Raw genomic sequence first — 22,390 nt, 5'->3', positions numbered from 1 at the left:
CGGATGGCGTTTGCGATTCCTACCCGCGCAGGGCGTTCTCGGCGACGAGCTGGGCTCGCGATGTACGATGCCACGAAGCTGGCGGAGCGAGTCGCGGCCAACGAGCACGTTGACGACGGTGAGCACCATCGTCAGCGCGGCTCGGAGCCGACTGTGCGACCGAGGTGTGCGGGGCATGCAGGGTTCGTCCAGCGGGAGAACACCGTCGTCAACGTCCCGCGGCGCCAACGCCATCCTCCTCTGCCGCAGGACTCCCGCGCATCGGCGCGGACGAGCTCCGTAGCCAAGAGGGGTGTTGCGAGGAAGCTCCGAGATGCTCGCTCCGGAGGCGGCTTTGCGCAGGTGCTATGGCCGCCTAGGGCAGACTGGCTTCGGACAGCATGGTAGCTGAGCCCCGAGCGACGGGGACATCTGCTAGCATTGTACTCGCATCCCGATATGCATCGGATTGCGGCGGCGCTACTATTCTCTAGACTATCGCGATGCGATATCGTAGATCCGATTGTAGCGACAATCCCCCCCCCCGGTCGCCTTCGATAGCTGAAGCTCTTGCACCTCGAACGTCCGTTCTGTTGGAGTAACGGCGGAACCTGGGTGACATCAAAGCCAGCGGTTTTGCCGGGGGCGAGCCGAAGCTCGCCAATCCCTTGAGTCCAAAGGCGAAACCCCTTCCATGGCCCGCAAGCCACACGGAAGAGGTCCAAGGTAAATGATTTTCGAATGTGTGACATGCGCGTTAGGCACGCAATCCATCACCTCGTGTCTCGCTCCAAACTACAGGTGAAACATGCTCTCTTGTCGAGTCTTTGATAAGAAACAGGTGGGCGCTGCTTCGATAAAGACCACGTCCTATGTGCTCGGAATGGTCTTGGTTCTGGTCTTTCAATCCAGCTGCAGCGCTGAGTCGGGCGAGGAGGACGAAAGATCGTCGGAGAGTCGAGAGAACGTCGGGAAATCCATTGCCGCGATTGGGGATCCTGGATCGGTCGTGGTGTCGTTGACGTTCGACGATACCATTGCGGACCAGTATGTGGCCCGCGACATTCTCAAAGAGTACGGCATGCACGGCACCTTCTACCTCAACAGTCCGCGCATCGGCCGGAGTGGTTACATGACCCAGCAGCAGATCCAAGATCTGCTGAATGATGGTAATGAGATTGCCAGCCACACGCTGACCCATCCGCACCTCACTACGCTCAGCGAAAGCGAGCAGGTGCGGCAGATGTGCGACGACCGCAGGGCGTTGATAAATCTATTTGCTCCGGAGAATCCCGGATTCTCGGTGACATCGTTCGCCTACCCATTCGGAGAGTCGAACGTAGCGCTTCAGGGCATCTCCCGCGACTGCGGCTTCACCAGCGCGCGCGGTGTCAGTGGTCTTTGTGGAAGCTGCTCGACGAATGCCGCCGAGACGATTCCTCCGCAAAACGCTCAGCTAATTCGCGGCTATGGCTCTATCCAGTCAACGACGTCGGTGGGCGCGGTTACAGGCTGGATCGAGAATGCGCACCGCAACGGTGGCGGGTGGGTGCCGTTGATTTTTCATCACATCTGTACGGATTGCAATGAACAATACGGTTTCGCGGTCGCCGACTTTGACGCCGTTCTGAACTGGATTCAGCGCAATAGATCGACCATGAACATTCAAGTCAAGACGGTCGATCAAGTCATTAACGGGGGCGGCGGCGGCGGCGGCGGCGGAGACGGGGGAGGTGGCGGAGACGGGGGAGGTGGCGGAGACGGGGGAGGTGGCGGAGACGGGGGAGGTGGCGGAGACGGGGGAGGTGGCGGAGACGGGGGAGGTGGCGGTGGCGGAGACGGAGACGGAGACGGGGGAGGTGGCGGAGACGGTGGCGGCGGCGGAGACGGTGGCGGCGGCGGAGACGGGGGCAATGGCGGAGACGGGGGCGGGAGCACGCCGCCCACGGATTCTATTCCTATCTCCAATGCCTCACTGGAGGATGATGTTAACCCTGAGAACGGCGTGGCGGACTGCTGGGAGCGCGGGCGCTACGGCGCAAACACCGCGACATGGGCGCGCACGAGCGACGCCCATACGGGGGCAAGCGCCGAGAACGTAACCATCTCGCGCTACAAGAACGGCGACCGCAAGCTGGTCACGAGGCAAGACTCGGGCCCTTGCGCTCCTCCGGCGCAACCGGGGCGCACCTACACCGTTTCAGGTTGGTACAAGGGTTCGGGTACAGCCCGCATGGTGGTGTTTTATCAGGATACGGCGGGTGAGTGGAACTACTGGACCGAAGGCTCTGCGCTCGCTGCAACCTCCACCTGGACGCAGGCTTCGTTCACGACACCGGTAGCGCCGGCGGCAGCCCGTCGCTTGAGCTTCGGCTTGGCGCTTGAGTCCATCGGCTCGCTCACGGTGGATGATTTTGCCGCCGTCGGGAACTAGAAGCTATCTCATGACAAGAATGATTGTTGTCGCGACTAAGTATATTAGCCGCACGACTCCCATTGTTTGCTTCGTTCTATGCCTACTCGGAATACTCGGAGGAGCGTCATGGTTCATGGTATGAGCGCGCAAAAGAAGCCCGAGCTGGATGCAGGTGCCGCTCCGGAGCCCAACGCTGGTCCATGCAAGTCGAAGTCAGGCGTCCATACGCGTATTCTTGCGTTTATCACGCTGTGCGGCGTCGTGGGAGGCATTGGGTCGATCGGTCGCGCTGTCTACCAAGCAGCGCGCGATTCGGTTATTGCGCCGCTCATCTTGTCGCCCGATAATGACATCGTCCTCGCCAACAAGCTCAAGATGAACGAGCTGCATGTCGAGCGCACCCGTGCGGTCGCTGAGCTCGAGAGCTGCAGCGAGGACCTCCTGGCCGCTGAGACAGCGATCGAACGCCTGGAGCAACTCCGACCGACCGTAGCCAGCGGGCGCGATTGGATTACGAAGCTGAATTCCCGCCAAGCACAGATGGTTGAAGGTGAGATCAAGGCACTGCAAAACCAGAAGCGCTTCCTCGCCGCGATGATAGAAAAGCAAACGGCGCTTACAGGCAAGGCAAAGGCCGACATGGAGGCCGGCATCATCTCGCGGACAGACTACGCAAAAGAAATGCAGACCCTCAATCAGATGAACCTCGCGCTCTTCGGGAACGAGCGCGAGAGGATACAGAGCGACGGCCTGATGTACGAGAAGCTTCTGGTGCAGAAGGCGCTCTCGGGGCACGATGGAGCGCCGGCCACGCCCGAGGCCATCCTCCGCGACGAGCAATTGGCCCGTATCGAAATGGAGCTGCTGCGGCTCGAGTCCGAGAAGCGCGCCAAGCAGGCATACGAGCGCGCCCTTACCGAACGTGTCGCGAACATCGACCAGATCGCAGCAGATCTGCGGAACCGGCCGACATTTCGGGCAACCGAGCAGAGCCTGGACGTAGCGTTCGTTCCCTATACCCAAATCGAGGGGGTCGAGCGAGGCGCGAAAATCTACTCGTGCGTCTGGGGCCTGTTCTTCTGCGAGGCGGTGGGCACGGTCGCCGAGATCGTTCCTGGTGAGGTCACGCTCCCGGATCCCTGGGGACATCAGGCGCGTGGGCAATACGCGGTGCTCAACCTGCGGGACCGTGATTCTGCCAAGGCGAAGAGCTTGCGAGTTCGTCTTGAAGGCAACGTTGGCCGCGGCCAGCATTACAATGCGACGGACACGCAGCCGCCGGATGTCGCATCCGAAGACGAGACGCCACCCGCCTCGCTACAAGTGGAGGCAAGCCAGGACGAGTCTGCGATGCCGGCAGCGCACCTGGAAGACCACTCCCGGTCGAACAATTGAACGATCCGGACCAAGGGAGGTTCAGTTATGGAATCGCTGCTGTGGAGCCTCCACGCGTGGGACGGGCTCCTCCTATCCGCGCCGCTCGTGCACTGTCTTCTTCTGTTCTCGATATTCGCCTGGGATCACTTCTACCTTCTACCCCGCCACATGTGGACTCTGGCGTTTGGCCGGATGGATCGCTGCGAACAACAGGACACGCTTCCTTCCGCGGTCCTCGTGATCCCGTCGTTGCTCCGCAAATGGGACGAGCTCGCCAGCATGCTCTGCACCGTCGAGAGCGCGCTGATGAACAGTTATCCGTCCGAATTGTTCATCGTGATCAGCATCGATGGCTATGATGACGCACCCGAGCTCTACGCCGAGCTTCGCAGCTGGGCAGAATCCCGAGAGCGCCGACCCGGCATCTGGTTGTATGTGACCGGAACCCCCGGGAGGCGTGGAAAGCCAATGGCGATCGAGCATGGGGTGAAGTTTTTGCGCGAAAGGGTCTCGAAGGGGTACCACCCGCGCTTTCCCGAGGTCTACATCAGCACTGATGCCGATGCTGATCTTGGCCCCGACGCTCTCCGGAAGCTGGTCCAGCGTTTGGTGAGGCGGCATCCTTTGACCGGCTGGCCTGCTCGTGCTGTGGCTGGCAATTTTTACCTTCGTGGCAATCGCTTCTGGCAAGGATGGAGGCACTTTTTCACGGTCGAGGGCCAGCTCACGATTCAGATTGCGCGCGAGTACATGATCGCCAACGTGGCACGACACAACCTGCGGCCGATTCCACTCTGCGGCGTGCCGGGGGTCTTCTACTGCACATGGTATGACATTTTCGCAGCCGCTCCGAAGTTTCTGGCGTATATCCGCACGTTGCGATTGCGGCATTGGGTCCTCTGGTGGCTCGGCTTCCCGCTCCCAAGCTTCTCCGCGAGCACGGTGTCCGAGATTCCAGAGCTGATCGCCGGCGACACCGATGATACGGTGATGGCGTTCATGGCCATCCTTGCGACGTTCAAGAACGGCCGGTTTCACTTCGAGCCCCCTAGAACTCCGCTTCATGCCTTGTGGGCCATGCTTCGCGCTCTGTGGATCGACCGGGCATTGAAGTATGAGCCCGAGGCTCGCGTGTATACCTCTTCGCCGACCACGATCAAGAGCCTGTTCCGGCAGCGCCGCCGGTGGAACACCGCACGCATCGAGGTAACGGGGCGATTCTGGCGCGCGTTGCCGTTTTACTGGACCTTGGGCCTCCCCGCGATTGTGATTCTGTTCTTGCGATTCAGATACTGGTTCTTGACCGGGTTGTTCTACCTGTATCTTCCGGCATCTTTCTTCAGTCCGAGTGGACTGACGATCTTCGTCATCGGACTTTGTACATGCCAGATCGTCCTCAATGGTCTGCTCATCGCCTTTGCTCTCATCATCAATGGTGATCTTCGTTACTGGAGATTGTTGCTGGCGATTCCGTTTTCGCCATTGCATGCATTCGTCTTCGCTTTCGTTTCCTCATTCGTGGGGGCGGTCCACGATGTGTTGTTGTTCGGCAATGTCACCGGGTTTGCGCCGGAGGCGACGCTCATCCGTGGCGGCTCGTCGCGCATAGCCCTGCTGTTCCGTGTCCGGCGTGCCTTGCAACTCTCGTTGCGTGCGATCCTTCGTGGAGATGTCCCGTTTGGAGCATTCTGGTTCGGGTGGCGAGAGACTCCCTGGACTCCCAACGGTTACGAGGGCTGGACCACGGGCAAGAAGCCGGGCTTTTTTTCAGTTTGGCACCAACCTCGACCCGGTTTTGACCCGTCGAGACCGTCATCAGGACGCGGAGCGGGGATAGGCTCGTGAAAGCCAGAGCCAGCGCCTCGGTGTTGATCTTGGCAGCCGCCTCCATATCGCTCGGTATGGTGACCGTGGTGGCTGCCGGTCGTAGGGGGCAAGGCAGCGCGCCGATCTATGGTGGTTGGATGGACAGTGCTTCACTCGAATCGATCAGCGTGGCTCAACTGCGAGCTACGAGCGGCACGATCGAAGCCCTTGACAGCTCTCACTCGGCGCTGCGCTCGCCCGCGCTGCGCGCGCTCATCGGTGGTGATTTTCGGTCCACGATCCAGATGAACTTCGCCTATCTCGGCCCCACTCTTTACAGTGCGCCGCTCGCTTCGGGCGAAATGCGACGGCAGGTCGGCATAAAGCTCCTTGCCCAGGATACATGCAACGTGCTCTACGTGATGTGGCACATCGAGCCCGGCGATGGCATCCAGGTCTCTTTGAAGGTGAATCCTGGACAGAATGCGCATGCGCAGTGCCGTGACCGAGGCTACACGAGGCTTTTGCCGACCTGGTCGCGCGCGGATATCCCTGTGATCCGCGCCGGTACGAGCCATACGTTGCTCGCTCGGCTCGATCTCGACGCGAACACACTTCACGTGGAAGTAGACCATGCGGTCGTATGGATAGGGAAATTGCCAGACTCGGCACTGAAGCTAAGGGGGCCGGCTGGGATTCGGGCTGACAATGCGAGCCTCGAGGTCGAGCTGCGAGCGTCGCGTCCAGTCTTGCCGGATCAGAAGCCCTGATGGCAGGCGTGTCTCGAAGACCTCTCCGTGTCCGGCGGGGTTGCCGGACTGCGTGATTTATCGTGCGCCGCGTCGCACGCGGACGGAGCGCGCATACCCATGACGGCGCCTTGTCGGAGATATCGAGCCCCAGCAGAGCGCTGGGTCGGGAACACGTTTTGGTAACAAACCATGGATGGTATATGAGGCAACCTGCAATGCGACAATTGTTCCGTGTCCCTGTGACCGCCGTTGCTGCCTTCCTGTTGCTTGGGCGAGCCGACGCATTGGCAGAGCAGCCGGCCTACTGCCGTAAAGTGCACGCGCTGGCTGCGAGCGATGCGGCCTTGCTGATGGCACCCCAGGTTGTTGTTCAAGGGATCCGACATCCCTCGAGCAACGCGATCGACATCGGCGCGACGGCAGGAGACGGCTACCAGGTGCGGACGGCGTTGTCGTTCTCTCCGCTCGATTTCTACAAGGGGCTACGCGTGATGCGCCTCGGCGACGCGGAGTGCGACCTGCACGAATCGTCTATGAGCATTGAGGAGATCCTCGATCACGGGGCTGGCGCCGCCCGCCTCGTCGCGCTGCGCGAGCAAGAGGCCTATCTGGACGCACACGATCAGGAGTGGCGCGCGCTCATGAAGAAGGCCGAGGAGCGGTTCTCCGAGCGAGTCATCACGCTCATCGATCTCAATGAGGTGCGGAATCACGCTGACGCGCTCGAGCGCAAGCTGGCTCACGTGCGCGGCGAAGTGGCTCAGCTTGCCGCGCAGAGGCTCGGCAAGCCGCGCGGATCGCTCAGTGCGCAGGCGGCAGCGTACGCACGGAGCGCCAACCGAGTCGCACGGGAAGCGTCGTACGTTCGGTCGCTCGACGCGTGGCGCGTCCGCGTCGTCAGTGGAGTCATACCGTTCCCCAGGTCTGACTGGTATGGGCTCGCGGAGGTGAGCTTCAATATCGGCGGGATCGCGCAATCCATTCACGAGGACCGGCACCTCGGGTCGAGGGCCGATGAGCTGCAGCATGCCTCCTACGAGGTCAACCAGCGACTGCGGCGGTTCCGTGATCAGACCCGCGCGGCGATCGAGCAGGCGCGCAACGAAGTTGAAGCCGTCGAGCGCGAGATTTCTTTCATCGTGAAGGTGCGGAGCGTTCTCGAAAGCTCGGACGCTCAAGGCATCGCGCACACCCGCGACACGCTCGCACTCCAGCAGCTGTCGGTGGATGCCGAGCGCGTGTTTCTACGCGCGCTGATAGCGGCGCTCTCGACTTACACCGAGGACCGCCCGCAGGCTGTGGAGTGAAGGCGGCCTCTTCGATGCATGGAAGAGGTGTTGTTATTGCGTCGTTCTTCCGGAGGGCCGGATCGCATTGAACAATGTTCTGTCGACCCAGGGCAGGTCCCGCGGCTGGGGGTTGACGTCTCCGAAACGTTTGGACTTCCGTCTCTGGAACGTAGCGTCAAGACAGATCCCTCCCCTCCATCCTCTCGCCGCTCTTGCACTCCCGGTCGCCGAGCCGCTCCGGCTCGGCGCGGCAACTCCTGGAGCCCCGCTCCTCGCGGCCGGCGGCGCGGCCGCGCTCCTGCCGGTGCGGGCGGCACGCTCGCCCCTGGAGAACAGCGCACCCGGGCGGGCGAGGGCGAGGTCCGCGGCTGTGTCCGGGCGGTCGTCAGCGCACCTCGGCGGCGGCGCCGCGGATGAGCTGCAGGAGGTCGCGCCGCATCTCGCCGCTCACCGTGTGGCCGACGCCAGGGTAGCTCGCCAGCCTCACCTTGACGCCGCGCCCCTCGAGCGCCGCGATCGCGTCGCGCGTCGGGCCGATCGGGACGCGCCGGTCGTCCTCGCCGTGCAGCGCGACGAGCGTCGGAGGCGCCGGAGCCGCCGCGCCTGCGCCGTGCAGCACCGCCGGGGGGACCCAGCCGCCCATGGGGAAGGCGGCGCCGACAACGCGCGGGTGGTGAAGAGCGAGCGCAAACGTGAGCGCGCCGCCCTGGGAAAAGCCGGTCACGATGGCCATTCCCCGCGTCGGCCGCTCGGCGGCGATCCGCTCGATCGTCGCCGCGAGCGCGGCGGCCGCGCGCAAGATGCCCTGTCCCACCTCATCGCTCGCGAGCGCCTGCTGGAGCGGAAACCACGAGTAGCCGCCCCCGTACGGCGTGAGCCCGCGCGGCACGATGAGGCGCACCTTGACGTCGGCGCCCGACAGCAGACCCGCGAACGACTCGGGCCTGTCGCCGAGCCCGTGAATCGCGACGACGAGGGGGAGCGCCTCGTTCCGGTCCGCGCCGCCCGTGATCTCTTCGAGGTACTCGACCGCGGCGGCGGGGACCGCCGCGCTCGCGGCTGGCGCGGCGGGAGGCGCCTGCTGCTCGGTGCCCGCAGCGCCGCCCCCGGGCGGGGCTGCCCGTCGCTCGCACGCGGCGAGCGAGACGAGCGACGCGAGCGCCAGCGCAGACCAAGCGTAGCAGCAGCGGAGGCGAGAGGGGCGCATCGAGCAGATGCTTGCTGAACCCGCTGCTCGGCGGCAACAGCGAACTTCCCGCGGCGGCGACACCGCACCGCCTCGTCAGGAGTGGCCAGCCATCGAGATCTCCTGCCATGGCCGGCATGCATGGGAGATCACACACACACGAGCGAGGGTTTGGGTGCCGTTGTATTTGTCTGCTCCAGGACGATCGCCGCGCGTCTGCCCACCGACCAAGATTTTTTTGGGTTGTTAGTAAAGTGTATTTCCTACATAACTGGATCTAGCTGCTTGGCTTAGAGCGACGAAACCTCTTGTCGCCAGGCAGCCGATGGTCGGCGCGTCGCGTCGTTGCTCCGTGTCGCCCTGCTTCCGCAGGGCGCCTCGTCGCACCTGTCGCTGCGCCCACCCTCGGCTGCCTGGCGAGGTCCGGATTGGTTCGGAGCCTTGCTTCAGGAGAGCTCGGCCACCTCACTGGCTTATCGATTGACCACCTCCTCGCGGTGGCGGCGGCCAAGGTGTGTCTCCTGCGTACACAGTCGATCTGCTTGTCAGGAGAGCTCGATGATCTCACCGGCCTATCGATTGACTACCTCCTCGCGATGGCGGCGGCTGCTCGGCGCCCAGCTGAGCGTCGCCGCGCTCCTGATCTCGGGGTGTACGGGCGCCGCGGGCGATCCGGGAGGGGGCGACGGGGATGGTGTCATTCCCGGCGGGCCGACTGGGCCAGAGGTCGCCGAGCGCAGCATGTTTCCGCGGCTGACCCACGCGCAGTGGGAGAACACGGTGCGCGACCTCCTGCGCCTCGACGACCGGCCTGGCCTCTCGGCGTCGTTCACGAGCGACCCGCTCGGCGGCGTGTTCGACAACAACGAGGCTGCGCTCCTGGTGACGCCGGGCCTCTGGGGCGATTACCAGCGCGCCGCCGAGGAGCTCGCGGCGATGGTGACCGCCGACCAGGGCAAGCTCGGTCGGATCGCGCCCGCGGACCTGCCGGACGCGCCGGAGGCGCGGGCGCAGGCGTTCGTCGAGCGGTTCGGCGAGCGGGCGTTCCGGCGCCCGCTCACGGACGAGGAGCGGGACGCATACGTCGCGCTGTTCCACCGCGGCGAGGAGCTCTTCGAGGGCGAAGACCCGTTCGCCGCGGGCGTCCGCGCGGCGCTCGAGGCGTTTCTGCAGTCCCCTCATTTCATCTACCGCGTCGAGATCGGCGCCGGGCCGGCGGAGGGCGGGCTCATCCCGCTCGGCGGACACGAGATCGCGACCAGGCTCGCCTATACCCTGTGGAACACGATGCCCTCCGACGCGCTCCTCGAGGCGGCGAAGGCGGGCGAGCTCTCGACCCGCGAGGCCGTCCGCGCCTACGCCGGGGGGATGCTCGACGACCTGCGCGCCCGCGAGGTCGTCGGCGCGTTCCACCGGCAGCTCTACGATTACGAGCAGTACCACGACCTCAACAAGGATCAGGCGCTCTACCCCGAGTTCGTCCCCGAGATGGGCGACGACATGCAGCGCGAGGCGGAGCTCTTCGTGGATCACGTCGTCTTCGACGAGGAGGGCGGGCTCACCGACCTGCTCACCGCGCGCACCGCGTTCGTGAACGATCACCTCGCCGCGGTCTACGGCGTCGAGGGTGACTTCTCGGGCGAGTTCAAGCGGGTGGAGCTCGACGAAGGGGAGCGCTCGGGGCTGCTCACGCGCCTCGGCTTCCTCGCGGCCAAGGCGACGGCGCGGCAGCCGGACTCGATCCACCGCGGCGTCTTCGTGAACCTCAGGATCCTCTGCGCCACGCTGCCGCCGCCGCCCGACGACGCGACCTCGCTGCCGCCGGGCGAGCTCGCGACCAACCGCGAGCGCGTCGAGGCGCACACGGGCAAGGGGACGTGCGGCGCGTCGTGCCACGGGCTGCTCATCAACCCCGCCGGGTTCGCCTTCGAGCACTACGACGCGATCGGCAAGTACCGCGCGACCGACAACGGCGCGCCCGTCAACTCCGCGGACGCCTACACGCTCGGCGGCCAGCCGAGGAGCTACGCGGATGCGGTCGAGTTCAGCCAGCTCCTCGCCGAGAGCAGCGAGGCGCACGGGTGCTACGCGGAGCGCTGGCTCGAGTTCGCCCACGGCCGCGGCGCGCGCGCGGAGGACCGGGCGCTCGTCGAGGAGCTCGGCGAAGCGTCGCGCGGCGGCGCCTCGACCAAGGAGCTCATCGTCCGGATCGTCTCCTCCACTCCCTTCCTCGCTCGCGTTCCCGCGGAGGCGCCATGATCACCCGACGACGTGTGCTTCGAGGCCTGTTCGGCGTCACGGTGGCGCTCCCGTTCCTGGAGACGTTCGCGCCGCGCCGCGCCGCGGCCGGCACGGGGGACGTGCCGCCCTTCGCGATCTTCATGCGCCAGGCCAACGGCGTCGCGCAGCAGGTAGGCGATGAGCCGGAGATGTTCTGGCCCAGCGCGCCGGGCCCGCTGACCGCCGAGTCGATGGCCGCGGACGCCGATCGGGCGGTCAGCGAGCTCAAGGACTACGCGAGCCAGCTGATCCTGGTGCGCGGCGTCCGCTTCGCGTTCCCGGGCAACGGGTGCGGCCACTCCGGCGGCGGCAACCAGTGCCTGACGGCCGCGCAGGTGTCGGAGGATCCGGCGGGCAACGAGTCGCTGGCGATGGGCGAGTCGATCGACAACCGCATCGCGACCGAGCTCAACCCGGCGGGCGTCGAGCCGCTGACGCTCTACGCGGGCAGGAAGGCCGGTTACATCAACGAGGTGCTCTCGTACCGCGGGCCGAAGCAGCTGCGCGCCGCCGAGCGCGACCCGTACAAGGCGTACCAGAAGCTCTTCGGGCTCGCCGAGGTGGACGCCGCTGCCGCGAAGGCGCTGGCCGCGCGCCGCGCCAGCGTGAACGACCTGGTCCGGGAGCAGATGCAGGCGCTCATGCGCCGGAAGGACCTCAGCCAGGGCGATCGCGAGCGGCTGGAGCTCCACTTCGACAGCATCCGCGACCTCGAGGTCGGGCTCGCCTGCGCGCTCCCGCCGGAGCGGGTCGCGGAGATGGAGGCGATCTCTCCGGACGTCGGCAGCTACGACAACGTGGAGACCGTCGCCCGCATGCAGATGGACATCATCGCGCTCGCGATGGCGTGCGGCGCGACGCGCGCGGCGACCCTGCAGGTCGGCGACGGCAACGACTCGACCGAGTACACGATCCACGGCGTGCGGCAGAAGAGCTACCACAAGATCTCTCACCGCATCGACGGCGACGGCGAGGTCGGCCCGCCGATCGAGGGCGCGCAGGAGCTGCACCACCAGATCGACCGCATCCACGCGCGGATCTTCAAGCACCTGCTCGACAGGCTCGCGTCGTACGAGATCGGCTCGGGGACGCTCCTCGACCGCGGCGTGGCCGTGTGGCTCAACGACAATGCCGACAAGTACCACTCCTACTCCAGGGTCCCGTACCTCCTCGCCGGCGGCGCCGCGGGTTACCTGAAGACCGGCCAGTTCATCGACCAGCGGGTCACCAACAACAAGCTGCTCAACACGATCGGCGCGGCCGTCGGCTGCACGAACGGCCAGGGCGGTCCGCTCGACGACTTCGGCGACGAGAGCCTCGAAGGCGGGCTGATGGATTCGATCGTTGCCTGAGATGAGGAGCTCGCCCGCTGCGGAGACGGGCCCACCTCGACGTTTTCGGTGCTCAGCGTACATGAGTACGCCTCCGCGCCGAAAACGCCGATCTGGGCCCGTCTCCTGTGCGGGCGAGCTCCGCCAACGCTCGGGTGTGTCGGGTCGGGGACGGGGCGGGGAGGGGCGGGTCAGCCGAGGAGCTCTACCGCGACCTCGATGGTGGCCTTCTCGCCGCTCGGGCCGCGGAGCACGTCGACCTTCACCTTGTCGCCCGGCTTCTTGCCGTCGAGCGCCTGGTACAGCCCGTCGTAGTCCGTGACGGGCGTGCCGTCGATCCCGACGATCACGTCGCCCAGGACGAGCCCGCGGTCGCCCTCGGAGAGGCCGCGCATGCCCGCCTTGTCGGCCGGGCCGCCCGGGACGACGGTCATGATGATGAGGCCGCGGATGCCGTTGCGCCGCTCGAGGCGGCGGGACTGATCGAGCTGGATGCCGAGGCCGACCTGCTCGGCCTTCCCGGTCCGGATGATCTGCGGGACGATCCGCGCGATCGTCGTCGACGGCACGGCGAAGCCGATACCGGCGGAGCTGCCGCTCTTCGAGAAGATCATCGTGTTCATCCCGATGAGGTGCCCGCTCGAGTCGAGCAGCGGGCCGCCGGAGTTGCCGGGGTTGATCGCGGCGTCCGTCTGGATCATGTCGCGGATGGTCACCTCGCCCACGCCCTGGACCTGGCGGCCGAGCGCGCTGATGATGCCGGTCGTCAGCGTGTGATCGAGGCCGAACGGGTTGCCGATCGCGATCGCCTTCTGCCCGACCTCGAGCGGCTCGCGCAGGGGCGCGACCTGGATCGGCTTCAGCATGTCCTTGGGGGCGTCGATCTTGATGACCGCGATGTCCTTGCGCGGCTCGACGCCGACGAGCTTCGCCGGGAACGTCTTCTCCCCCTGAAGCCGGACGACGAGCGACTGCGCGCCGGCCACGACGTGGTAGTTCGTGACGATGTGCCCGTCGGCGTCCCAGACGAAGCCCGAGCCCGAGCCCGCGGGCACCTCGACGGCCGTCCCCCAGAAGCGGTCCACCACGAGCCGCTGCTGCGTCACGAACACCGTCGAGGGCGCGACGTCGCGGAACACGGCGATCGAGTTGCGCTCGTCCTCGATGAGCGCGCCCTTCGAGGGCGGGACGGGCGGCGGCGTCGTGTCGATCGTCGCCGACGTCGCCGGCGCGTCGGGGACCTTCGTCGCGTCGGGCGACGGGCCGCTGGGGCTGGGCTTCCCCTTGCATCCGGCGGAGGCGGCGAGCGCGGCGACGACGAGGACGGCAGGGAGTCGAGCGTGGCTGCGGTGGCGCATGCGGCGCAATCTAGCTTGCTATCGGCAAGGCGTCTCCCCTGCGGCGCGCGGCGGGGTGGCGTGGCGGCGCGGCAGTCTGCCGCGCGCAACGAATGCGCGGAACCCATGCGCGGAACCGACGCGCAGGACGGTCGCGCTCCGGCATCGGCGCGCGTCCGCGTCGGATCGGATCCTGGGATGCAAAAGGGCGAAGTTGCGGTAGAGGTGGCCTTGACGGATGAAGCCCATGACGCCCTCAGCAACGAAATTTCAGACGACCCCCCCTGTCGCGAAGGAGCCCGTCAAGGTGCTCCTGCTCGAGAACATCCACCAGAGCGCGCACGAGCTGTTCCGGTCGCGATCGTTCGAGATCGAGACGCGGAGCTCCGCGCTGAAGGAAGACGAGCTCATCGCCGCGCTCGCGGGCGTGGACATGCTCGGCATCCGGAGCAAGACGCACGTCACCGCGCGCGTGCTGGAGAAGGCGGACAAGCTGCTCTCCATCGGGTGCTTCTGCATCGGCACGAACCAGGTCGACCTCGATGCGGCGAACCGGCGCGGGGTGCCGGTGTTCAACGCGCCGTTCAGCAACACGCGCAGCGTCGCCGAGATGATCATCGGCGAGTCCATCATGCTGGCCCGGCAGCTCGGGGACAGGTCGCGCGAGGTGCACGCGGGCACCTGGAAGAAGGTCTCGAAGGCCTGCTACGAGATCCGCGGCAAGACCATCGGCCTCATCGGCTACGGCCACATCGGCCAGCAGCTCGGGGTGCTCGCCGAGGCGATGGGGATGCGCGTGGTCTACTACGACATCGCCCAGAAGCTGCCGATGGGCAACAACCGCGCGCTGCCGACGCTGGAGGCGCTGCTCGCCGAGTCGGATTTCGTCTCGCTCCACGTGCCGGCCACGCCGGAGACGCACAACATGATCGGCGCCGCCGAGCTCGCGCACATGCGCAAGGGCGCGTACCTGCTCAACGCGAGCCGCGGCTCGGTCGTCGTGATCCCGGCGCTGGCCGAGGCGCTGAAGAGCGGCCACCTCGCGGGTGCGGCGATCGACGTCTACCCGGAGGAACCGGAGTCGAACTCTGACGGCTTCCTGACCGAGCTGCAGAAGCTCCCGAACGTGATCCTGACGCCGCACATCGGCGGCTCGACCGAGGAGGCGCAGGAGGCGATCGGCCGCGAGGTGTCGCGCGCGCTGACGCAGCTCGTGACCACCGGGGCGACGACGGGCGCGGTGAACTTCCCGAACGTCGAGCTCCCGCCGCTCAAGGCCACGCACCGCATCCTCAACGTCCACCGCAACGTGCCTGGCGTGCTCCGCGACGTGAACCGCATCGTGTCGGACGTGAACGCCAACATCGACAGCCAGGTCCTGTCGACGGACGCCAACATCGGTTACCTGATCATGGACCTGTCGCAGGACGTGTCCGCCGAGGTGAGCCGGCGCATCGGGGCGCTGGAGACGAGCCTCCGCACCCGCGTGCTCTACTGAACGTGCGCCGAGCCGGGGCGCCGCCGCGCCCCGGCCCGAGTCCCCGGCCCCGAGAGGTGCCCCGCCTTGTCGCCACCGTTCACGATCCAGCCGGGGCCGCGGCCGCAGATCCGGATCGAGGAGGTCGCCAAGCGCGCTCGCGTCTCGCCCGCGACCGTCAGCCGCGTGGTGAACGGCAGGGGCAAGTACAGCGCGGAGACCCGGGAGCGCGTGCTGGCCGTGATCGACGAGCTCGGCTACGTGCCGAACACCGCCGCCAGGAGCCTCGCGCAGGGGAAGACGGGCGTCCTCGGCCTGCTCCTGCCGAACATCAGCACCGAGTTCATCTCCAGCCTCGTGCGGGCCATCGCCGCCTCGGCGGCCGAGGCCGGCTACGACGTGCTGCTCTCCGTGAGGCCGGAGGCGCCGGCGCGGCGCCTCGTCGGGCGGCACAACACGGACGGGGTGCTGATCTTCGGCCACTACGTCCACGAGGCCGATCTCCAGCAGCTGGTCCACCAGAAGTGCCCGGCGGTGCTCATGTACCAGTCGTCGCCCGCGGACGTCCCGCTGCCCAGCGTGATCATCAAGAACGCCTCCGGCGCGCGCGCCATCGTGGGGCACCTGATCGAGGCGCACGCCCGGCGCCGGATCGCCTTCCTCCACGGTGTCTCCGAGAGCGAGGACTCGACGACGCGCGCGGAGGGGTACCGGGAGGCGCTGGCCGAGCACGGCATCGCCGTGGATCCGCGCCTGATGCGCCGCGGCTTCGACGCGCGGGAGGCGCGGGCTGCGACGCTCGCGTGGGTGCGCGAGGGGTTCGACTTCGACGCGATCTTCGCGTGGTGCGACCACGCCGCGGCGGGCGCGATGGAGGCGCTGCGCGCCGCGGGCAAGCGCGTGCCCGTGGAGGTCTCCGTCGTCGGCTTCGACGACGCGCCGTCGGCGCGCCACCTCGAGCCCGCGCTCACGACGGTGCGCGCGCCGACGGACGGGGTGGGCTACCGCGCGGTGCAGGCGCTGGTGGACCTCATCCAGACGGGCAAGGCCGAGCGGAGGATCGAGCTGCCGACGGAGCTGATCGTCCGGCGGTCGTGCGGCTGCGATCTCTGAACCCGGCGAGGATCCGCGATCGGGCGCCTCCTCGTATGCCGCCGCGAGCTGGCGAGTCTGCGCGGCGAGCGGGGCTGTTTCTACGTCGATCGCCGCGCGACGGGGAGAGCTCTATTCATTCCAGACCGGGACGCTGACGCGCTCTCCGGCGCTGCGCCGCGCGGCCGGGTCGTCGCCCGCGAAGACGACGGTGAACACGACGAACGCGGCCCACAGCGCCGCGAGGTGGTAGATCATCGCGATGCCGCCCGCGGCCTGGTAAATGGCGCTCGACGCCGGAGGGCCGAGGAGCATCCCGGCGGCGTAGAAGACGTTGTAGAGCGAGTTCGCGCGGCTGTAGTCGCGCGGCGCGGTGACGACGCCCTGGAGCGCCAGGCTGAGCGGCGATATCGACGCGAGCGTCGCCCCCGCGACGAACACGGCCACGCACATCGCGTCGTAACGATCGAGGTACACGAAGCCGAGGATCATCAGCGTGCCGATCGTGCCGAGCGCGCGCATGAGCAGGAGGTGGCCGCGGCGGTCGCCGATCCGGCCAAAGACGTTGGTGAAGAGGAGCATGCCCACCGCGAAGTAGGCGGGGATCTGGATCGTCTGATCGCGCGTGACCCCCTTTTCCGCCATCAGGTAGAGCGGGAGGAACAGCACGACCGACGCCTGGAAATAGCCGTAGGCGAAGGTCGCGAAGCACGCGGTCTTGATGCGCGAGAGGATCGAGGCGGAGGACGCCGAGGGCTCCGCACCGCTCGCCGCGCCGGCCTTCCCGTGGGCCTCGGACATGCCCGGCAGGTGGCGGTCGAGGCGCGCGAGCACGAGGACGGCCGAGAGCAGCGAGATCACGCACGAGAGGAGGAACGCCGCGGGCATCGAGGAGAGCGCGACGATGTGCGGCGCGCAGAGCGGCCCGAGGACGTAGCCGAGCGCCATCGAGACGGCGTAGAGGCTCGTGACGAACGCCTTGTTGTCCTTGTCCGACCGGGCGAGCAGGATCGTCTCGCAGCTCACCCAGATGCCGACCGAGCAGGCCCCGTCGAGGAAACGCACCGCGGCGATGGCGGCGAAGCTCGGCAGGAAGGGGAAGGCGCCGACCGCCGCCGCGTACCCGACCAGCGCGAGCACCAGCGTGGCCTTCGCCGAGAACCGGCGGATGAGCGTGTCCATCGGCAGCGAGAGCAGGACGATGCCGAGCGCGAAGCACGACGCGAGCAGGCCGATGTCGGTCTTGGTGAACCCGCGCGCATCGAGGAAGACCGCCGTGAGCGAGATGGCGATGCCGTACGCGAGACCGAGGAGGAAGATCGCGCCAAAGACGAGCCAGATGTTGCGATCAGGGATGCGGCGGAGCATGAGCGCCCGCCAGGTTCGATCGGTCGCTCCGCCGTGTCAAACGGGTACGTGCGTCAGGAAACGCGCCTCGCCGGCGGTCGCGCCGCGCACGCCCGCGCGCGCCTCGCGGCCGCGCTGCAGCGAGGGCGTCAGCGCAGGAACTCGAGGAGGAGCTGATTGACCTTCTCCGGCCTGTCGTAATGCACGAAGTGGCTCGCGTCGGGGATGCGGGCGACTCGGGCGTTCGGGACCAGCGCCGGATCCGGCGCGGCGAGCTCGGAGCCGAGATAGCGATCGTGCTCGCCCCAGATCACCTGCACCGGGAGGTCGATGCGGGGCGGCCTGCCGAGCTCGCCAAGGCTGCCCGGGCGGAAGAGGGCCCGGTAGTAGTTGATCATCGCCGTGAGCGCGCCCGGCTGCGACCACGCCTGGATGTAATGGGCGAGATCCTCGTCGCTCACCGCGCCCGGGCGCCGCGGGTCGTCCTTCACCGACGCGCGGAGCCACGCAAAATCGTCCTTCCGCGCGGCGAGCTCCGGGAGCTTCGGGAGCTGGAAGAAGAACATGTACCAGCTCCTGCGGAGCTGCCGCGCGGTGCGGAACCCGGCGAACAGCCGCTCGGGGTGCGGGCAGTTGAGGACGACCAGCCGCTCGAGGAGCGCCGGATACCGCGCCGCGAACCCCCAGGCGACGCCGCCGCCCCAGTCGTGGCCGACCACCGCGGCGGCGCGCTCCGCGCCAGAAGCCTGGATCAGCGCGGCCACGTCCGCGGTGAGCTCGGCGATCGCGTACGCGGCGACGCCCTCGGGCTTGTCCGAGAGGTTGTAGCCGCGCATGTCGGGCGCGATCACGCGGTAACCCGCCTCGACCAGCGCGGGTATCTGGTGGCGCCACGAGTACCAGATCTCGGGAAAGCCGTGGAGGAGCACGACGAGCGGCCCGTCGCCCGCCTCGACGTAGTGGAGGCGCACGCCGCCGTGCTCGGTGAACCGGTGCGAGAGCTTGGATTCGTCGAGGGTCATCGTCTCTCCTTGCGCTGATTCCGTCGAATGGCCGCCGGCGCTCTGCCGCGCGGTCACGGGTTGAATCGCTGGTTGCTACATGGGGGTCCGGGGGCGCGGCGAGCGAAGCGAGGGGGCGAGCGGAAGGCGCTCAAACGTCGATGATCTTGCCCGGGTTCATGAGGTTCAGCGGATCGAGCGCCCGCTTGATCGACCGCATGATCGCGAGCTCCTCGGCCGAGCGCGAATAGGGCAGGTAATCCTTCTTGAGAAGGCCGATGCCGTGCTCGGCGGAGATGCTGCCGTGGTACTTCTTCACGAGCGAGAAGATGGCGTGATCCGCCTCGTGGGTGCGCTTCAGGAACTCCTCGCGCGTGAGGTCGTCGGGCTTCATCACGTTGATGTGGAGGTTGCCGTCGCCGATGTGGCCGAAGAGCGCGATCTCCCACCCTGGATAGCGGGCCTCGAAGAGGCTCTCGAGCTCGGAGCAGAAGCCCTCGAGCTCCTGGATGGGGAGGGACACGTCGTTCTTGTGCGGCAGCCCGGTCGCCGACAGGCTCTCGCTGATCCCTTCGCGGAGCGCCCAGAGCTCGGCGGCCTGCGCGCCGTGCTGCGCGAGCGTGCCGTCGGTGACCAGCCCGCGCTCGAACAGCGAGGTGATCCACGCCTCGAGCGCCTCGGGCTCGCCGCGCTCGACCTCGATGAGCACGTAGTAGTCCGACGGCGCGGAGAGCGGCACGCGCACGTTCCGGTGGCGGCGCAGGCGCGCCTGGCACTTCTCGGTGAAGAACTCGTAGGCCATCACCACGAACGGCCCCGTCCGGGCCTCGCGGAACAGCGCGAGCACGCCGGCGAGGTCGGGCACCGCGAACAGGAACACGTTGAGCGCCTCGGGCACCCGCGTGAGCTTGAGCGTCGCCTCGGTGATGATGCCGAGCGTGCCCTCGCTGCCGATGAACAGCTGGCGCAGGTCGATCCCCGTGTTGTTCTTCTCGAGCGCGCCGTTCAGTTCGAGCACGGCGCCGCTCGCGGTGACGACGGTGAGCCCGAGGACCCACTGGCGCGTCAGGCCATAGCGGATGACCTTCACGCCGCCGGCGTTCGTCGCGATGTTGCCGCCGACCTGGCTCGACCCCTTCGAGGCGAAGTCGACAGGCCAGGTGAGGCCGTGCGGCGCGACGTGCTGGTGCACCGCCTCGGTGACCGCGCCCGCCTCGACCCGCACGGTCGCGCCGAGGACGTCGACCGGGCCCATCTTGCGCATCCGATCGAGCGACACGACGAGCTCGCCCCTGGCCGCCACGGCGCCGGCGGCGAGCCCCGTGCGGCCGCCGGAGGGCACGATCGGGACGCGGTGCTCGGAGCAGAGGCGGAGCAGCCGCGAGACCTCGTCGGTCGACCGCGGCAGCGCGAGCGCCGAGGGCCTGGGCTCGTGGACCTTGGTCCAGTCGCGGCCGAACGTCGCGAGATCGGCGGCGTCCGTCGAGAGGAAATCCGCGGGGAACTCGCGCTGGACGGCCTCGAGGAAGGGGCCGGGGAGGCCGGTAAGTGGGGTCATGTTCGGCTCGGTACTGCGGAGCGGTGGCGAGGGCAAGGGCAGGCGGTCTTCGCACCCACCCCGAGGCCGGCGCGCCGAGCGGGTCGCTTCGCCGGCGGGAGTCCTCGCGGCGCAGCGCCGCGCGAGCGTTGCGGCGCCACGACCGACAGGGCATCTTGATCGAGGAGCGCGCATGGACAGGGCGGACCGCGCGGCAATCGTGGCGAGCATGGCGGCGCTGGCGCTGGCCGCGTGCGAGCGCGCCAGCGAGGCGCCGCCTGGCGCCGGCTCCGCGGGCGCCGCCGAGGGCGGTGGGGTCGGCGCGGCCGAGGGCGGCGGGGGCGGCGCTGCCCCGGATCCGCTCGCGGCGAGCAGCGGCGCGTCGGGCGCGAGCGCGCAAGGGAACGCGGGCGGGCAGGGCGGCGGCGGCGGCGCGAGCGGCGCGCTGAGCTGGGAGCCGGTCGAGACGGACTGGTGCTCGGCAGGGTGGACCGGCCTGGACGACCACACCTGCTTCCATGTGCCGGAGACCGCGCTCCGCGGCGCGCCGATCCTTTATGTGCTGCACGGGGCCATGGCGCCCGACTCGCTGCCCGTAGACCTCCAGGCGACCGCCGCGGAGGCCGCCGAGGCGCTCGGCGCCGTCGCCGTGTTCCCGCGCGGGAGACCAGGACTCTGCACCTGGGATCCGTCCGTGGAGACCTACTCCTGCTGGCCGACGCGCCGCGAGACCGTCGACGCCGCGGCGCCCGCCCTGCTCGACGAGTGGATGCGCGCAGAGGCGCTGATGGCGCGGATCCTCGGCGGGACGTTCGGCGGGCGTTATGTCATGGGCTTCTCCAACGGCGGTTATTTCGCGAGCTACGTGGCGCTCGAAGGCCTCGTCGCCGTCGACGGCGCAGCGCTCGTCGGCGCGGGGCGCATGGTCATCGAGGAGCACCTGTTCTCCGAGGAGAGGCCGCCGATCTTCATCGCCGTCGGCGAGCTCGAGCTCGCCTCCACCATCGCGAGCGCCGAGAACCTCGCCGACGTGCTGACCCAGCACGGCTGGGAGCACGAGCTCGTGGTGCACCCCGGGCGCGGCCACGAGATCCACGCCGACGACTTCTCGCGAGCCTGGGAGACCTGGATCGCCGCGCCCTGAGCGGCCCCGCGCCGCCGCCGCGCTCGCCCGGCGGAGGATGGGGCCGACTCGACAAGGACCCCTGACGCTCGCAACGAGGGATGCCCGGAGCGTCCTTTTTGAGCACCCTTGCGTACACGAGCGCAGAGGAGATGGGCTGAGCGCGCCGAGCGGGGCGGCGCTGATCGCCTGAGGACGGCGAATGCATCTGCGGTGTTATCGCTCCTTGTCTCACGTTGTCGGCGCGGAGGCTCGACATCGTCGGAGACGCCTCGTCGACGCGCGCTGCGCCGAGAAATCCGCAGCGCGCGAAAGGCGGGTTATTGCCGGAGCCGCCGCGTTGCGCGAGGCGCTCCCGGCGGGCGCCGAGCGCGCCTGGAAGCGCCTTCTCTGCGCAGTGATCCGGCGCCGAGGGACGCGCAGGATCACCGCGGGGTCGTGCGCTGTTTAGGAATGTCGGTTTGTCGCTGCCTCGCGCCCGCAGCGCGCGCCTTCGGGCGGCAGGCTCTGCACACCAGCTCTCGGGCATGAGCGCTGCTCTCTCCGCAACCCGACTGGCGCGACGGTCTTGCAGACGTCGCGGGCCGGGCAAGGAGGAGAAATGGTTGAGCTGTTGAATACCAGGTTGATGTGCGTCGCGATGGCAATGGCGGCGCTGACCACCGGGTGCGCGGTGGGCGCGGGCGAGGCGGACGTCGACGAGAGCGATGCGGACGAGGCCGTGATGGTGGAGGAGGCCTCCCAGGCGCTGTGCGGCAACGCCGGCTGGCGGAGCTGCGGCGGGGTCCCCGGGGGCTTCACGGGGGGGAGCCCGGGCTGGAGCGGCTTGAACTGGGGCGGCGCGAACTTCGGCGTCCCGAACTGCGGCAACGGGGGCTTCACAGGCGGCTGGAGCCCCTGGGGCAACCAGGGCTGGAACAACTGGGGCAACTTCGGCTCTCCCGGCTGGAACAACGTCGGGAACTTCAGGCCTTGCGGCGGGAACCCTTGGGGCGGCTGGAAGCCGCCGTGCGGCGGCTCCGGCTGGGGCGGCGGCTGCGGCAGGTTCTAGCCCGCTGGC

16 protein-coding genes are annotated in these 22,390 nt (G+C 67.8%); 11 read left to right on the top strand and 5 right to left on the bottom strand.

The features are described from left to right. Positions 1-787: 787 nt before the first annotated feature. From WME73_RS23245 to WME73_RS23225, 5 genes are all read left to right on the top strand, one after another. Complete coding sequence (locus WME73_RS23245; RefSeq protein WP_437917098.1) at positions 788-2,413, top strand: polysaccharide deacetylase family protein; 1,626 nt, start codon at positions 788-790, stop codon at positions 2,411-2,413. 120 nt (positions 2,414-2,533) lie between these two features. Beyond that, a complete protein-coding gene (locus WME73_RS23240) occupies positions 2,534-3,790 on the top strand; it encodes a hypothetical protein (RefSeq protein WP_437917097.1) in 1,257 nt (418 codons plus the stop codon). Positions 3,791-3,817: 27 nt separating this feature from the next. After that, a complete protein-coding gene (locus WME73_RS23235; RefSeq protein ID WP_437917096.1) occupies positions 3,818-5,617 on the top strand; it encodes a hypothetical protein in 1,800 nt (599 codons plus the stop codon). Then, positions 5,614-6,348, top strand: coding sequence for a hypothetical protein (locus WME73_RS23230; protein ID WP_437917095.1), 735 nt, complete (start codon positions 5,614-5,616; stop codon positions 6,346-6,348). Before WME73_RS23235 ends, WME73_RS23230 begins: the two co-directional genes overlap by 4 nt. 197 nt (positions 6,349-6,545) lie before the next feature. Further along, the gene (locus WME73_RS23225) at positions 6,546-7,637 is read left to right on the top strand and encodes a hypothetical protein (protein WP_437917094.1); all 1,092 of its coding nucleotides are present in this window, start codon (positions 6,546-6,548) and stop codon (positions 7,635-7,637) included. A 367-nt stretch (positions 7,638-8,004) separates the two neighbouring features. Here the strand turns inward: WME73_RS23225 and WME73_RS23220 are convergent, their stop codons facing one another. After that, positions 8,005-8,826 (bottom strand): alpha/beta hydrolase, encoded by an 822-nt coding sequence (locus WME73_RS23220; protein ID WP_437917093.1) that lies wholly within the window; start codon positions 8,824-8,826, stop codon positions 8,005-8,007. A 537-nt stretch (positions 8,827-9,363) separates the two neighbouring features. On the opposite strand from WME73_RS23220, the gene WME73_RS23215 reads away from it, so the two are divergent. Further along, complete coding sequence (locus tag WME73_RS23215) at positions 9,364-11,064, top strand: DUF1592 domain-containing protein (RefSeq protein WP_437747559.1); 1,701 nt, start codon at positions 9,364-9,366, stop codon at positions 11,062-11,064. Next, positions 11,061-12,437 (top strand): DUF1552 domain-containing protein, encoded by a 1,377-nt coding sequence (locus tag WME73_RS23210; protein WP_437917092.1) that lies wholly within the window; start codon positions 11,061-11,063, stop codon positions 12,435-12,437. The genes WME73_RS23215 and WME73_RS23210 overlap by 4 nt, the downstream gene beginning before the upstream one ends. A gap of 170 nt (positions 12,438-12,607) precedes the next feature. Here the strand turns inward: WME73_RS23210 and WME73_RS23205 are convergent, their stop codons facing one another. Further along, complete coding sequence (locus WME73_RS23205) at positions 12,608-13,774, bottom strand: S1C family serine protease (RefSeq protein ID WP_437747557.1); 1,167 nt, start codon at positions 13,772-13,774, stop codon at positions 12,608-12,610. A gap of 217 nt (positions 13,775-13,991) precedes the next feature. Here WME73_RS23205 and serA point away from each other — a divergent pair, with 217 nt between their 5' ends. Together serA and WME73_RS23195 are read left to right on the top strand one after the other, a co-directional pair. After that, positions 13,992-15,251: a phosphoglycerate dehydrogenase gene (gene serA, locus WME73_RS23200; protein ID WP_437747556.1), complete on the top strand. Its 1,260-nt coding sequence runs from the start codon at positions 13,992-13,994 to the stop codon at positions 15,249-15,251. A 66-nt stretch (positions 15,252-15,317) separates the two neighbouring features. After that, positions 15,318-16,343: a LacI family DNA-binding transcriptional regulator gene (locus WME73_RS23195; RefSeq protein ID WP_437917091.1), complete on the top strand. Its 1,026-nt coding sequence runs from the start codon at positions 15,318-15,320 to the stop codon at positions 16,341-16,343. Positions 16,344-16,454: 111 nt separating this feature from the next. Here the strand turns inward: WME73_RS23195 and WME73_RS23190 are convergent, their stop codons facing one another. The 3 genes from WME73_RS23190 to WME73_RS23180 all read right to left on the bottom strand — a co-directional run bounded on the left by WME73_RS23190 (position 16,455) and on the right by WME73_RS23180 (position 20,228). Continuing rightward, positions 16,455-17,690 carry an MFS transporter gene (locus tag WME73_RS23190; RefSeq protein WP_437747554.1) on the bottom strand — a complete coding sequence of 412 codons (1,236 nt, stop codon included), beginning with the start codon at positions 17,688-17,690 and terminating at the stop codon, positions 16,455-16,457. 128 nt (positions 17,691-17,818) lie between these two features. Beyond that, entirely contained in the window at positions 17,819-18,691 is an 873-nt protein-coding gene (locus WME73_RS23185; RefSeq protein ID WP_437917090.1) for an alpha/beta fold hydrolase, read from the bottom strand. Positions 18,692-18,821: 130 nt separating this feature from the next. Further along, a complete protein-coding gene (locus tag WME73_RS23180; protein WP_437917089.1) occupies positions 18,822-20,228 on the bottom strand; it encodes an FAD-binding oxidoreductase in 1,407 nt (468 codons plus the stop codon). 172 nt (positions 20,229-20,400) lie between these two features. Between WME73_RS23180 and WME73_RS23175 the strand changes: the two genes are divergently transcribed. Both WME73_RS23175 and WME73_RS23170 read left to right on the top strand, forming a co-directional pair. Further along, a complete protein-coding gene (locus tag WME73_RS23175; RefSeq protein WP_437747551.1) occupies positions 20,401-21,351 on the top strand; it encodes an alpha/beta hydrolase in 951 nt (316 codons plus the stop codon). Between the two features lie 580 nt (positions 21,352-21,931). Beyond that, positions 21,932-22,381, top strand: a complete 450-nt coding sequence (locus tag WME73_RS23170; RefSeq protein ID WP_437917088.1) for a hypothetical protein — start codon at positions 21,932-21,934, stop codon at positions 22,379-22,381. Positions 22,382-22,390: the final 9 nt, after the last annotated feature.

This window comes from Sorangium sp. So ce302 (assembly GCF_051530145.1).
GTDB lineage: Bacteria > Myxococcota_A > Polyangia > Polyangiales > Polyangiaceae > Sorangium > Sorangium cellulosum_B.
This window is presented reverse-complemented; position numbering and strand designations above follow the sequence as displayed.